12 protein-coding genes and 1 other annotated feature are annotated in these 13,004 nt (G+C 55.6%); of the genes, 11 read left to right on the top strand and 1 reads right to left on the bottom strand.

The genetic code is table 11. The features are described from left to right. Positions 1-4 precede the first annotated feature (4 nt). From dnaN to EoCCA6_RS11735, 10 genes are all read left to right on the top strand, one after another. A complete protein-coding gene (gene dnaN, locus EoCCA6_RS11780; protein WP_152082811.1) occupies positions 5-1,105 on the top strand; it encodes a DNA polymerase III subunit beta in 1,101 nt (366 codons plus the stop codon). Further along, the gene (recF, locus tag EoCCA6_RS11775) at positions 1,105-2,178 is read left to right on the top strand and encodes a DNA replication/repair protein RecF (RefSeq protein ID WP_152082810.1); all 1,074 of its coding nucleotides are present in this window, start codon (positions 1,105-1,107) and stop codon (positions 2,176-2,178) included. The genes dnaN and recF overlap by 1 nt, the downstream gene beginning before the upstream one ends. Before the next feature lie 28 nt (positions 2,179-2,206). Continuing rightward, on the top strand, positions 2,207-4,618 hold the full coding sequence (gene gyrB / locus EoCCA6_RS11770; RefSeq protein WP_152082809.1) for a DNA topoisomerase (ATP-hydrolyzing) subunit B: 2,412 nt from the start codon (positions 2,207-2,209) through the stop codon (positions 4,616-4,618). A gap of 167 nt (positions 4,619-4,785) precedes the next feature. Then, positions 4,786-5,598, top strand: coding sequence for a sugar-phosphatase (gene yidA / locus EoCCA6_RS11765; protein ID WP_152082808.1), 813 nt, complete (start codon positions 4,786-4,788; stop codon positions 5,596-5,598). Positions 5,599-5,824: 226 nt separating this feature from the next. Next, positions 5,825-6,514: a D-galactonate utilization transcriptional regulator DgoR gene (dgoR, locus tag EoCCA6_RS11760; RefSeq protein ID WP_006177594.1), complete on the top strand. Its 690-nt coding sequence runs from the start codon at positions 5,825-5,827 to the stop codon at positions 6,512-6,514. After that, complete coding sequence (locus tag EoCCA6_RS11755; RefSeq protein WP_152082807.1) at positions 6,511-7,389, top strand: 2-dehydro-3-deoxygalactonokinase; 879 nt, start codon at positions 6,511-6,513, stop codon at positions 7,387-7,389. Before dgoR ends, EoCCA6_RS11755 begins: the two co-directional genes overlap by 4 nt. After that, positions 7,373-7,990 carry a 2-dehydro-3-deoxy-6-phosphogalactonate aldolase gene (locus tag EoCCA6_RS11750; RefSeq protein WP_152082806.1) on the top strand — a complete coding sequence of 206 codons (618 nt, stop codon included), beginning with the start codon at positions 7,373-7,375 and terminating at the stop codon, positions 7,988-7,990. Before EoCCA6_RS11755 ends, EoCCA6_RS11750 begins: the two co-directional genes overlap by 17 nt. Continuing rightward, positions 7,987-9,135 (top strand): galactonate dehydratase, encoded by a 1,149-nt coding sequence (gene dgoD, locus EoCCA6_RS11745; protein ID WP_152082805.1) that lies wholly within the window; start codon positions 7,987-7,989, stop codon positions 9,133-9,135. The genes EoCCA6_RS11750 and dgoD overlap by 4 nt, the downstream gene beginning before the upstream one ends. A gap of 179 nt (positions 9,136-9,314) precedes the next feature. Next, positions 9,315-10,652 carry an MFS transporter gene (locus EoCCA6_RS11740; RefSeq protein WP_152082804.1) on the top strand — a complete coding sequence of 446 codons (1,338 nt, stop codon included), beginning with the start codon at positions 9,315-9,317 and terminating at the stop codon, positions 10,650-10,652. A 51-nt stretch (positions 10,653-10,703) separates the two neighbouring features. Continuing rightward, entirely contained in the window at positions 10,704-11,933 is a 1,230-nt protein-coding gene (locus EoCCA6_RS11735) for a YidR family protein (protein WP_174779597.1), read from the top strand. Here the strand turns inward: EoCCA6_RS11735 and EoCCA6_RS11730 are convergent. Then, positions 11,930-12,262, bottom strand: coding sequence for a YceK/YidQ family lipoprotein (locus tag EoCCA6_RS11730; protein ID WP_152082802.1), 333 nt, complete (start codon positions 12,260-12,262; stop codon positions 11,930-11,932). The genes EoCCA6_RS11735 and EoCCA6_RS11730 overlap by 4 nt on opposite strands. Positions 12,263-12,508: 246 nt before the next feature. Next, positions 12,509-12,582: a sequence feature (ROSE (Repression Of Heat Shock gene Expression) occurs in the 5'-region of heat shock genes and acts as an RNA thermometer to modulate expression.), on the top strand. Here EoCCA6_RS11730 and ibpA point away from each other — a divergent pair. Continuing rightward, entirely contained in the window at positions 12,576-12,986 is a 411-nt protein-coding gene (gene ibpA / locus EoCCA6_RS11725) for a small heat shock chaperone IbpA (RefSeq protein WP_152082801.1), read from the top strand. (Overlaps the previous feature by 7 nt.) The last annotated feature ends 18 nt before the right edge of the window (positions 12,987-13,004 follow it).

Here is a 13,004-nt window from a genome sequence, read left to right as displayed (position 1 = left end):
CGCTATGAAATTTACCGTTGAACGTGAACATTTATTAAAACCGCTGCAACAGGTGAGTGGCCCATTAGGTGGCCGCCCAACGCTGCCTATTCTCGGAAACCTGCTGCTTCAGGTCGCGGACGGTACGCTGTCGCTGACCGGAACAGACCTGGAAATGGAAATGATCGCGCGCGTTACGCTGACTCAGCCGCACGACGCAGGCGCGACCACGGTTCCGGCACGTAAATTCTTTGATATCTGCCGCGGCTTGCCGGAAGGCGCTGAAATTGCGGTGCAGCTGGAGGGCGACCGTATGCTGGTACGCTCTGGCCGCAGCCGTTTCTCGCTCTCTACGTTACCTGCTGCAGATTTCCCGAATCTGGACGACTGGCAGAGTGAAGTGGAATTCACCCTGCCGCAGGCGACGATGAAACGTCTGATTGAAGCCACGCAGTTCTCCATGGCGCACCAGGACGTTCGTTACTACTTAAACGGCATGCTGTTCGAAACCGAAGGTGAAGAGCTGCGTACCGTAGCGACCGACGGCCACCGTCTGGCGGTCTGCTCCATGCCGATTGGCGATTCATTGCCAAACCATTCGGTGATCGTGCCGCGTAAAGGCGTCATTGAGCTGATGCGTATGCTCGACGGTGGCGATACGCCGCTGCGCGTGCAGATCGGCAGCAATAACATCCGCGCACACGTAGGCGATTTTGTTTTCACCTCCAAGCTCGTTGATGGACGTTTCCCGGATTATCGCCGCGTATTGCCGAAGAACCCGGACAAAACGCTGGAAGCGGGCTGCGATATCCTCAAGCAGGCATTTGCCCGTGCGGCTATTCTCTCTAACGAGAAATTCCGCGGCGTGCGTCTGTACGTGAGTGAAAACCAGATCAAAATCACCGCCAATAACCCGGAGCAGGAAGAGGCAGAAGAGATTCTGGACGTCACCTACGCCGGGGCTGAGATGGAAATCGGCTTCAACGTCAGCTACGTGCTGGATGTGCTGAATGCACTGAAATGCGAGAACGTTCGCATTCTGCTGATCGACTCCGTTTCGAGCGTACAGATTGAAGATGCCGCATCACAGTCGGCTGCTTATGTTGTCATGCCAATGAGACTGTAATGTCGCTCACCCGTCTGTTGATCCGCGACTTTCGCAACATTGAAAGCGCGGATCTCGCTTTATCCCCTGGCTTTAATTTCCTGGTTGGCGCGAACGGCAGCGGCAAAACCAGCGTGCTGGAAGCCATCTATACGCTCGGCCACGGTCGGGCGTTTCGCAGTTTGCAGATTGGTCGCGTTATTCGCCATGAGCAGGAATCTTTTGTTCTGCACGGGCGTTTACAGGGTGAAGAGCGGGAAACCGCCATCGGCCTGACCAAAGACAAGCAGGGCGACAGCAAGGTGCGCATTGACGGCACCGACGGTCACAAAGTGGCGGAGCTGGCGCTGTTGATGCCGATGCAGCTGATTACGCCTGAGGGGTTTACTTTACTCAACGGCGGCCCCAAATACAGAAGAGCGTTCCTCGACTGGGGATGCTTTCACAACGAAGCCGGTTTCTTTAACGCCTGGAGTAACCTGAAGCGTCTGCTCAAGCAGCGTAACGCCGCGTTGCGCCAGGTCACGCGTTACGCCCAGTTACGTCCGTGGGACAAGGAATTAATTCCCCTCGCGGAACAAATCAGCCGCTGGCGTGCCGAATACAGCGCAGGTATCGCCGAAGATATGGCCGACACCTGCAAACAGTTTTTACCCGAGTTTTCTCTTACCTTCTCCTTCCAGCGCGGCTGGGAGAAAGAGACTGATTATGCCGACGTGCTGGAGAGAAATTTCGAGCGCGACCGCATGTTGACCTACACCGCGCACGGCCCGCACAAGGCGGATTTCCGCATTCGTGCAGACGGCGCGCCGGTCGAAGATACGCTATCACGTGGGCAGCTCAAGCTGCTGATGTGCGCGCTGCGCCTGGCGCAGGGGGAGTTTTTAACCCGCGAGAGCGGGCGACGCTGCCTGTATCTGATAGATGATTTTGCCTCGGAACTTGATGACGCGCGGCGCGGGCTGCTTGCCAGCCGCTTAAAAGCTACGCAGTCGCAGGTTTTCGTCAGCGCCATTAGCGCTGAACACGTTATAGACATGTCGGACGAAAATTCGAAGATGTTTACCGTGGAAAAGGGTAAAATAACGGATTAACCCAAGTTGAAATGAGCGAGAAACGTTGATGTCGAATTCTTATGACTCCTCCAGTATCAAAGTCCTGAAAGGGCTGGATGCGGTGCGTAAGCGCCCTGGTATGTATATCGGCGATACGGATGACGGCACCGGTCTGCACCACATGGTATTCGAGGTGGTAGATAACGCTATCGACGAAGCGCTCGCAGGTCACTGTAAAGATATCGTGGTGACGATTCACGCGGATAACTCCGTGTCCGTTACCGATGATGGTCGTGGCATCCCAACCGGTATTCACCCGGAAGAGGGCGTATCGGCTGCGGAAGTGATCATGACTGTTCTGCACGCAGGCGGTAAGTTCGACGATAACTCCTATAAAGTTTCCGGCGGTCTGCACGGCGTAGGTGTGTCCGTGGTTAACGCCCTGTCGCAGAAGCTGGAGCTGGTTATCCAGCGCGAAGGCAAAATTCACCGTCAGCTTTACACCCACGGCGTGCCGCAGGCCCCGCTGGCTGTCACGGGCGATACCGATAAAACCGGTACGATGGTGCGTTTCTGGCCGAGCCTCGAAACCTTTACTAACGTCACCGAATTCGAGTACGACATCCTGGCGAAACGCCTGCGTGAACTGTCGTTCCTGAACTCCGGTGTCTCAATTCGTCTGCGTGACAAACGCGACAACAAAGAAGACCACTTCCACTATGAAGGTGGTATCAAGGCGTTCGTTGAGTATCTGAACAAGAACAAAACGCCAATTCACCCGAATATCTTCTACTTCTCCACCGAAAAAGACGGTATCGGCGTGGAAGTGGCGCTGCAGTGGAACGACGGTTTCCAGGAAAACATCTACTGCTTCACCAACAACATTCCACAGCGTGACGGTGGTACTCACCTTGCGGGCTTCCGCGCGGCGATGACCCGTACTCTGAACGCCTATATGGACAAAGAAGGCTACAGCAAAAAAGCGAAAGTCAGCGCCACCGGTGATGATGCCCGTGAAGGCCTGATTGCTGTTGTCTCCGTGAAGGTGCCCGATCCGAAGTTCTCCTCTCAGACCAAAGACAAGCTGGTCTCTTCTGAGGTGAAATCGGCGGTGGAACAGCAGATGAACGAACTGCTGAGCGAATACCTGCTGGAAAACCCATCCGACGCGAAAATCGTGGTCGGTAAAATTATCGACGCGGCACGTGCCCGTGAAGCGGCGCGTAAAGCCCGTGAAATGACCCGTCGTAAAGGCGCGCTGGACTTAGCCGGTCTGCCGGGAAAACTGGCGGACTGTCAGGAACGCGACCCGGCGCTCTCTGAACTGTACCTGGTGGAAGGGGACTCCGCGGGCGGTTCTGCGAAGCAGGGCCGTAACCGTAAAAACCAGGCTATCCTGCCGCTGAAGGGTAAAATCCTCAACGTAGAGAAGGCGCGCTTCGATAAGATGCTCTCTTCTCAGGAAGTGGCGACGCTCATCACGGCACTCGGCTGCGGTATCGGCCGTGACGAGTACAACCCGGATAAACTGCGTTATCACAGCATCATCATCATGACCGATGCGGACGTCGACGGCTCGCACATCCGAACGCTGCTGTTGACCTTCTTCTACCGTCAGATGCCGGAAATCGTTGAACGTGGTCACGTCTACATTGCCCAGCCGCCGCTGTACAAAGTGAAGAAAGGCAAACAGGAACAGTACATCAAAGATGACGACGCGATGGATCAATACCAGATCGCGATTGCCCTTGATGGCGCGACCCTGCACGCGAACTCCAGCGCGCCAGCACTGGCAGGCGAGCCGCTGGAGCGTCTGGTGTCTGAGTTTAACGCCACGCAGAAGATGATTGGTCGTATGGAGCGTCGTTATCCGAAAGCGCTGTTGAAAGAGCTGATTTATCAGCCAACTCTGACAGAAGCCGATCTGAGCAACGAACAGACCGTTACCCGCTGGGTGAACACCCTGGTGAGCGAGCTGAACGAGAAAGAACAGCACGGCAGCCAGTGGAAATTCGATGTTCAGCAGAACGCTGAGCAGCAGTTCGAGCCGATCGTTCGCGTGCGTACTCACGGCGTCGATACCGACTACCCGCTGGAGCACGAGTTTGTGACCGGCCCGGAATACCGTCGTATCTGTACGCTTGGCGAGAAGCTGCGTGGTCTTATCGAAGACGATGCGTTTATCGAACGTGGCGAGCGTCGTCAGCCGGTTGCCAGCTTTGAGCAGGCGCTGGAATGGCTGGTGAAAGAGTCCCGTCGTGGTCTCTCCATTCAGCGTTATAAAGGTCTGGGCGAAATGAACCCGGATCAGCTGTGGGAAACCACCATGGACCCGGAAAGCCGTCGCATGCTGCGCGTGACCGTTAAAGACGCGATCGCTGCGGACCAGCTGTTCACTACCCTGATGGGCGATGCGGTTGAACCTCGCCGTGCCTTCATCGAAGAGAACGCCCTGAAAGCGGCGAATATCGATATCTAAATCGTTGTCTCTGTAGGTTCAACAGGCCCGGTAAGCGTTAGCGCCACCGGGCTTTTCTTTAGGTGGAAAAGGGGAATCCCCTTTCCAGGCTCATCCTCCTTTCTTACCGTGTTTTTTGAGCGGAATCGCGTTAGCATGAGTACAGACTCATTCAAACCGGGGATCTCATGGCCATCAAACTCATTGCAATCGATATGGACGGCACACTGTTGCTGCCAGACCACACTATCTCTCCTGCCGTTAAAAACGCGATTGCGGCTGCGCGTGAAAAAGGGGTGAACGTAGTGCTGACCACCGGTCGTCCGTATGCTGGCGTGCACAGCTACCTGAAAGAGCTGCACATGAATCAGCCGGGTGATTACTGCATCACTTACAACGGTGCGCTGGTGCAGAAGGCCGCAGATGGCAGCACGGTGGCACAAACCGCGCTGAACTATGACGATTACCTGTTCCTGGAAAAACTGTCCCGCGACGTTGGTTCCCACTTCCACGCGCTCGATCGCAATACGCTCTATACCGCCAACCGCGATATCAGCTACTACACCGTGCATGAATCCTTTGTCGCCACCATTCCGCTGGTGTTCTGCGAAGCAGAGAAGATGGACCCGAGCACCCAGTTCCTGAAAGTGATGATGATCGATGAGCCTGAAATCCTGGACAAGGCCATCGCGCGCATCCCGGCGGAGGTAAAAGAGAAATACACCGTGCTGAAAAGTGCGCCGTACTTCCTGGAAATCCTCGATAAACGCGTCAATAAAGGCACAGGTGTGAAATCGCTTGCTGATGCGTTAGGGATTAAACCGGAAGAGATCATGGCGCTGGGTGACCAGGAAAATGACATCGCGATGATTGAATACGCGGGTATGGGTGTGGCGATGGATAACGCGATCCCGTCGGTGAAAGAAGTGGCTAATTTCGTCACCAAATCCAACCTGGAAGACGGTGTTGCATGGGCGATCGAGAAATTTGTGCTCCAGTAACAGCGGCTCTAAAACATCAGCCTCGGTTATCAACCGGGGCTTTTTTTGGCTCTGAATTTATCGAATTGTTCTTTTTGTGATCTGTATTGTAGTACAACATTAATTGATTGTACTACATTACAACCACAGCAATGACGAATAGCATCACGTTTGTACTGCAAAAGTGAGGCGAAATTCAGCGGTCGAGGTAAAGTAGTGATGGACTTACAGAGCACAAGGACTCTCCATGACGCTTAACAAAACCGATCGCATTGTGATCACGCTGGGAACCCAAATTGTGGGTGGCAAATACGTTCCCGGTTCGCCGCTACCTGCAGAGGCTGAACTGTGCGAAGAGTTTGAAACCTCGCGCAACATTATCCGGGAAGTCTTTCGCTCGCTGATGGCGAAGCGGCTGATTGAAATGAAGCGTTATCGCGGCGCGTTTGTTGCGCCGCGCAACCAGTGGAACTACCTCGATACCGATGTATTGCAGTGGGTGTTGGAAAACGACTACGACCCACGGCTGATTGGGGCGATGAGCGAGGTGCGAAACCTGGTGGAACCGGCAATCGCCCGCTGGGCGGCAGAACGCGCAACCTCCGGCGACCTGGCGCAGATAGAGTCGGCTTTAAACGACATGATCGCCAATAACCAGAATCGTGATGCGTTCAACGAGGCGGATATTCGCTACCACGAAGCGGTGCTGCAGTCGGTGCATAACCCGGTATTACAGCAGCTTAGCGTGGCGATCAGCTCGCTACAGCGAGCAGTATTTGAACGTACCTGGATGGGTGATGAGGCCAACATGCCGAAAACGCTCCAGGAACATAAAGCGCTGTTCGATGCGATACGGCATCAGGACGGCGATGCGGCAGAGCAGGCGGCGCTCACCATGATCGCCAGCTCGACACGAAGGTTGAAGGAAATCACATGACATCTCGCTACATCGCAATTGACTGGGGATCAACCAACCTGCGCGCCTGGCTTTATCAGGGTGAGCAGTGCCTGGAGAGCAGGCAATCAGAAGCAGGCGTGACGCGCCTGAAAGGTAAATCCCCTAAGGCGGTGTTAGCAGAGGTGACGCAAAACTGGCGCGATAGCGCCACGCCAGTGGTGATGGCAGGAATGGTTGGCAGCAACGTGGGCTGGAAGGTTGCACCTTATCTGCCCGTTCCTGCCCATTTCTCTGCCATTGGCGAACAGTTGACGTCCGTTGGCGACAATATCTGGATTATTCCAGGCTTGTGCGTCTCTCGCGACGATAACCACAACGTGATGCGCGGTGAAGAGACACAACTGCTCGGTGCGCGCACCCTTTCTCCTTCTTCTGTCTACGTCATGCCCGGAACGCACTGCAAATGGGTACAGGCTGATACAGAGCAGATCCACGATTTTCGTACCGTGATGACCGGCGAATTACACCATTTACTGCTTAATCATTCGCTGGTGGGTACGGGGTTACCGGAACAGATTGTTTCGCCAGAGGCGTTTAACGCCGGGCTTGAGCGCGGGATCGCATCCCCTGCCGTTTTGCCGCAACTTTTCGAGGTTCGCGCCTCGCACGTGCTGGGAACGCTTCCCCGCGAGCAGGTCAGCGAGTTTCTTTCCGGCCTGCTGATTGGCGCTGAAGTCGCCAGCATGCGTGATTTCGTTGCGCAGGGGCAGGTCATCACGATTGTCGCAGGCGCATCGCTGACGTCGCGCTATGAGCAGGCGTTTCGCGCCATTGGGCGTGACGTTTCAACGGTGTCCGGCGATACGGCATTTCAGGCAGGAATAAGGAGCATCGCTCATGCAGTGGCAAACTAATCTTCCCCTTATCGCGATTTTGCGCGGTATCACGCCCGATGAGGCGTTAGCCCACGTCGGCGCGGTGATCGACGCCGGGTTCGACGCGGTGGAGATCCCGCTCAACTCCCCGGAGTGGGAAAAAAGCATTCCGGCAGTGGTAGATGCGTATGGCGATAAAGCGCTGATTGGCGCGGGAACCGTGTTGCAGCCGGAGCAGGTGGACCAGCTTGCAAAAATGGGCTGCAAACTCATTGTGACGCCAAATATTAAGCCAGAGGTGATCCGCCGTGCGGTGGGTTACGGCATGACCGTCTGCCCTGGTTGCGCCACGGCAACAGAAGCCTTTACCGCCCTTGATGCCGGTGCGCAGTCGCTCAAAGTTTTCCCGTCATCGGCTTTTGGTCCGGACTACATCAAAGCCCTGAAGGCGGTATTGCCCGCCAGCGTGCCGGTCTTTGCCGTGGGCGGTGTAACGCCAGAAAACCTGGACCAGTGGATAAACGCAGGTTGTGTCGGCGCGGGGCTGGGCAGCGATCTGTATCGCGCCGGACAGTCCGTAGAACGTACCGCACAGCAGGCGGCTGCATTTGTTAAAGCGTATCGAGAGGCAGTGAAATGAAAATAACCAAACTCACCACGTACCGTTTACCGCCGCGTTGGATGTTCCTGAAAATCGAAACCGACGAAGGCGTGGTTGGCTGGGGCGAGCCGGTGATTGAAGGGCGTGCGCGCACCGTTGAAGCCGCAGTGCACGAGTTAGGGGAATACCTGATTGGTCAGGACCCGGCGCGCATCAACGACCTCTGGCAGGTGATGTACCGTGCAGGATTCTACCGTGGTGGTCCGATTCTGATGAGCGCCATCGCGGGTATCGACCAGGCGCTGTGGGATATCAAAGGCAAAGTGCTGAATGCCCCTGTCTGGCAGCTTATGGGCGGCCTGGTGCGTGACAAAATCAAAGCCTACAGTTGGGTAGGCGGGGACCGTCCTGCGGAAGTGATCGACGGTATCACGCAGTTGCGCAGCATTGGCTTTGACACCTTCAAACTCAACGGCTGTGAAGAGATGGGGGTTATCGACAACTCGCGTGCGGTAGACCGTGCGGTAAATACCGTGGCGCAAATCCGCGAGGCGTTCGGCAACGAGATTGAGTTTGGCCTGGATTTCCACGGACGCGTCAGCGCGCCGATGGCCAAGGTATTGATTAAAGAGCTGGAGCCGTATCGTCCGCTGTTTATCGAAGAGCCGGTGCTGGCCGAGCAGGCCGAGTATTATCCGAAACTGGCTGAACAGACGCACATTCCCATCGCGGCGGGGGAGCGTATGTTCTCGCGCTTCGAGTTCAAACGCGTGCTGGAAGCGGGCGGCATTGCGATCCTGCAGCCAGACCTCTCTCACGCGGGCGGCATCACCGAATGCTACAAAATTGCCGGAATGGCCGAAGCCTACGACGTGGCGCTGGCTCCGCACTGTCCGCTTGGACCGATTGCGCTGGCGGCCTGTCTGCACGTCGACTTCGTCTCGCGCAACGCCGTGTTCCAGGAACAGAGCATGGGCATTCACTATAACAAGGGCGCGGAACTGCTCGACTTTGTGAAAAACAAAGAAGACTTCAGCATGGAAGGCGGTTTCTTCAAACCATTAATGAAGCCGGGCCTTGGCGTGGAAATTGACGAAGCCAAAGTCATTGAGCTGAGTAAAAATGCGCCGGACTGGCGTAACCCACTCTGGCGTCATGAAGACGGTTCCGTAGCCGAGTGGTAAATGCGCGTCATACTTCGCGCTGGTGATGCGTTGGCTGCGTTTTCTTACCCCGGTCACATACTTTTGTATGCTCCCGGTGATGCGAAAACTTGCCGCCTTCCCCCGGCACGAATTATTTAGCGCATTCCGTTTACGTTTTAATTAAAAAAATCAAATACACCCTCTGTAAATTACAGGGCATGGTGAGCGGCTTCGCTATGCCCAAAATCTGGAGACAGATTGCGATGGATATTCCAGTTACTGCTGCAAAAACCGGGCGTCGCCGTTACCTGACGCTGATTATGATCTTTATTACCGTGGTCATCTGCTATGTCGACCGCGCCAACCTCGCCGTGGCCTCGGCCCATATTCAGGAAGAGTTTGGCATTACCAAAGCGGAAATGGGCTACGTCTTCTCGGCGTTTGCCTGGCTCTATACGCTATGCCAGATCCCCGGCGGCTGGTTCCTCGACCGCGTTGGCTCGCGTCTGACCTACTTTATCGCCATTTTCGGCTGGTCCGTGGCCACGTTGTTCCAGGGCTTTGCTACCGGATTAATGTCGCTGATTGGCCTGCGTGCCATCACCGGGATATTCGAAGCGCCGGCGTTCCCGACCAACAACCGCATGGTAACCAGCTGGTTCCCGGAACATGAGCGCGCCTCTGCCGTGGGCTTCTACACCTCCGGGCAGTTTGTCGGCCTTGCGTTCCTGACGCCGCTGCTGATCTGGATACAGGAGCTGCTGAGCTGGCACTGGGTATTCATTGTCACTGGCGGCATTGGCATCATCTGGTCGCTGATCTGGTTTAAGGTCTACCAGCCACCGCGCCTGACCAAAAGCATCAGCAAAGCTGAACTGGACTACATTCGCGACGGTGGCGGTCTGGTAGACGGTGATGCGCCAGTGAAAAAAGAGGCGCGTCAGCCACTGACCAAAGCGGACTGGAAGCTGGTCTTCCACCGTAAGCTGGTGGGCGTGTATCTGGGCCAGTTTGCCGTCACTTCCACGCTGTGGTTCTTCCTGACCTGGTTCCCGAACTACCTGACCCAGGAAAAGGGGATCACCGCGCTGAAGGCGGGCTTCATGACCACTGTACCGTTCCTCGCAGCGTTCTTTGGCGTACTGCTCTCCGGCTGGCTGGCGGATAAGCTGGTGAAAAAAGGCTTCTCGCTGGGCGTGGCGCGCAAAACACCCATTATCTGCGGGCTGCTGATCTCCACTTGTATCATGGGTGCGAACTACACCAACGATCCAGTGTGGATCATGACGTTAATGGCGGTGGCGTTCTTCGGTAACGGTTTTGCCTCTATTACCTGGTCACTGGTGTCGTCTCTGGCACCGATGCGCCTGATTGGCCTGACCGGTGGCGTGTTTAACTTCGTCGGTGGGTTGGGCGGTATTACCGTGCCGCTGGTGATTGGCTACCTGGCGCAGGATTATGGCTTCGGTCCGGCGCTGGTTTACATCTCCGCCGTGGCGCTGATCGGCGCGCTCTCCTACATCCTGCTGGTCGGCGATGTGAAACGAGTAGGCTAATTCCCCCGGATGTTTTACCCTGATGCGATAACTGCGCATCAGGGTATCTTCATGAAACAAATCACCTTCGCTTCCCGAAACCACCAGCTCACCAATATCAACACCTGGACGCCAGACAGCCAGTGGCTTGTCTATGATGTGCGTCCATCCGGCGCGTCGTTTACCGGTGAAACCATCGAGCGGGTCAATATCAGTACGGGTGAGGTGGAGGTGATTTATCGCGCCAGTCATGGCGCGCATGTCGGCGTGGTGACCGTTCATCCGACAGAGGATAAATATGTCTTTATCCACGGACCGGAAAACCCGGATGCCGACTGGCAGTACGACTTCCACCATCGTCAGGGTGTGATTGCGCACAACGGTCAGACGAGCAACCTGGATGCAATGGATATCACAGCGCCGTATACCGCGGGCGCGCTGCGCGGCGGCAGCCACGTACACGTCTTTAGCCCGAACGGGCAGTTCGTGAGCTTTACCTATAACGACCATGTACTGCACGCGCGCGATCCAAAGCTCGATTTGCGTAACGTCGGCGTGGCAGCGCCTTTCGGCCCGGTGACGCCGCAGGGAAATCACGCGCGGGAATATGCCGGAACCTTCTGGAACGTGCTGGTCAGCCGCACAACGCCGAATCCGAAGCCGGGCAGCGATGAGATCAACCGTGCCTGTGAAGAGGGCTGGGTGGGCAATGGCAGGCTGGCGTTTATCGGTGATACGTTGTCTGAGAAGGGCGAGAAGGTGCCTGAACTGTTTATTGTCGATCTGCCAAAAGAGGCACTGGGCTGGAAACGCGCGGGCGATGCACCGCTCCAGGGAACGCCGGAGACCATGCCAGCACCGCCTGCGGGCGTAATGCAGCGCCGGTTAACCTTTACTCACCACAAGGCTTATCCTGGGCTGGTTAACGTGCCGCGCCACTGGGTGCGCAGCAATCCTCAGGGAACGCAGATTGCATTTCTGATGCGCGATGATAACGGTGTTGTTCAGCTCTGGCTTATCTCACCGGACGGCGGCGAGCCGCGCCAGTTGACTCACAACACGAGTGATATCCAGTCGGCGTTTAACTGGCACCCATCCGGGAACATGCTGGGATTCGTGCTCGAAAACAGAATCGCCTGCTGTGATGCTGAAACCGGAGAGATGACGTTTTTGACGTCCGATCACGGCAATCCGCCGTCTGCTGATGCGGTCGTGTTTTCCCCGGACGGGCGCTTTATTGCCTGGATGGAAGAGACGGGCGGTTTCCGTCAACTGTGGATAACGGAAACCGTACAGAACTAGCGCGGAGGCAGTGCCGCGGGCGGGATGACGGCATTGGTTGCCAGATTTTCCTGCTCGCTTTTTTCCACGCGCGAGCGCACGGAGCTGTCCGTGCGGAACAGATCCCACGGCAGCAGGAGCGTATCGGCAACCGCCGTAAATGGCATATCCAGGATGACCAGGGATTTGGTGCCCCAGTTAGTATCGTCGTCGGAGATCATCGCCGCGCTGGCTCGGGTTCCCGGATATGTTCCTTCTTTACCGCCGGTATGAGACATCATGCTCGAACACCCGCAAAGTAAAACAACCCCGCTGAACGTTGTCAGCTTTATCAGAACATTTTTCATCATCACTCAGTCATCGTTAATGGCACTGCATCGACCTGCAACTCAGGGTTATAGCGAGCCTTGTTCAAAATAAATAGCCCGGAATCCCCGCTCTGTGGCAGCCATCGCAATTTAACGCTTTGTGCTGTTGTCCCAGTCTATGCGAGTACCGGTAAAGTGCAAAAAAATCTCGTCTAAAAACGCTTGAAAAGCCCGTAACCAGACCCATTTTAAGATTGTGACCCGAGAACGAACACGCCTGCGGGGTGTTCGGGGTACAGAAGCCTGTCCATGGTGGAAGGCTGCAATCTCTCGCTGATTTCAGGAGTTTTTATTTATGCGTAATTTCGATCTTTCTCCGCTATACCGTTCTGCAATTGGTTTTGATCGTCTGTTTAACCATTTAGAAAATAACCAGAGCCAGAGTAATGGCTACCCTCCATACAACGTTGAGCTGGTTGACGAAAACCACTATCGCATCGCCATTGCCGTCGCCGGTTTCGCAGAAAGCGAGCTGGAAATCACTGCGCAGGACAACCTGCTGGTGGTGAAAGGTTCCCATACGGCCGAGCAGAAAGAACGCACCTACCTTTACCAGGGCATCGCCGAGCGCAACTTTGAACGTAAGTTCCAGTTAGCCGAGAACATTCACGTTAAAGGCGCGAACCTGGTCAACGGCCTGCTGTTTATCGATCTGGAACGCGTGATCCCGGAAGAGAAAAAACCGCGCCGTATCGAAATTAACTAATTACGCGGGTCGCAACAG

The sequence above is a fragment of the Enterobacter oligotrophicus genome (assembly GCF_009176645.1).
GTDB lineage: Bacteria > Pseudomonadota > Gammaproteobacteria > Enterobacterales > Enterobacteriaceae > Enterobacter > Enterobacter oligotrophicus.
The sequence above is the reverse complement of the archived record's forward strand: the minus strand, read 5'-3'. Positions and strand labels throughout refer to the sequence as shown.

Excerpts from the sequence above, each read along its gene's own strand:
- dnaN (WP_152082811.1), top strand. The coding sequence starts at position 5 with ATGAAATTTACCGTTGAACGTGAACATTTATTAAAACCGCTGCAACAG.
- recF (WP_152082810.1), top strand. The coding sequence starts at position 1,105 with ATGTCGCTCACCCGTCTGTTGATCCGCGACTTTCGCAACATTGAAAGC.
- gyrB (WP_152082809.1), top strand. The coding sequence starts at position 2,207 with ATGTCGAATTCTTATGACTCCTCCAGTATCAAAGTCCTGAAAGGGCTG.
- yidA (WP_152082808.1), top strand. The coding sequence starts at position 4,786 with ATGGCCATCAAACTCATTGCAATCGATATGGACGGCACACTGTTGCTG.
- dgoR (WP_006177594.1), top strand. The coding sequence starts at position 5,825 with ATGACGCTTAACAAAACCGATCGCATTGTGATCACGCTGGGAACCCAA.
- EoCCA6_RS11755 (WP_152082807.1), top strand. The coding sequence starts at position 6,511 with ATGACATCTCGCTACATCGCAATTGACTGGGGATCAACCAACCTGCGC.
- EoCCA6_RS11750 (WP_152082806.1), top strand. The coding sequence starts at position 7,373 with ATGCAGTGGCAAACTAATCTTCCCCTTATCGCGATTTTGCGCGGTATC.
- dgoD (WP_152082805.1), top strand. The coding sequence starts at position 7,987 with ATGAAAATAACCAAACTCACCACGTACCGTTTACCGCCGCGTTGGATG.
- EoCCA6_RS11740 (WP_152082804.1), top strand. The coding sequence starts at position 9,315 with ATGGTGAGCGGCTTCGCTATGCCCAAAATCTGGAGACAGATTGCGATG.
- EoCCA6_RS11735 (WP_174779597.1), top strand. The coding sequence starts at position 10,704 with ATGAAACAAATCACCTTCGCTTCCCGAAACCACCAGCTCACCAATATC.
- EoCCA6_RS11730 (WP_152082802.1), bottom strand. The coding sequence starts at position 12,262 with ATGATGAAAAATGTTCTGATAAAGCTGACAACGTTCAGCGGGGTTGTT.
- ibpA (WP_152082801.1), top strand. The coding sequence starts at position 12,576 with ATGCGTAATTTCGATCTTTCTCCGCTATACCGTTCTGCAATTGGTTTT.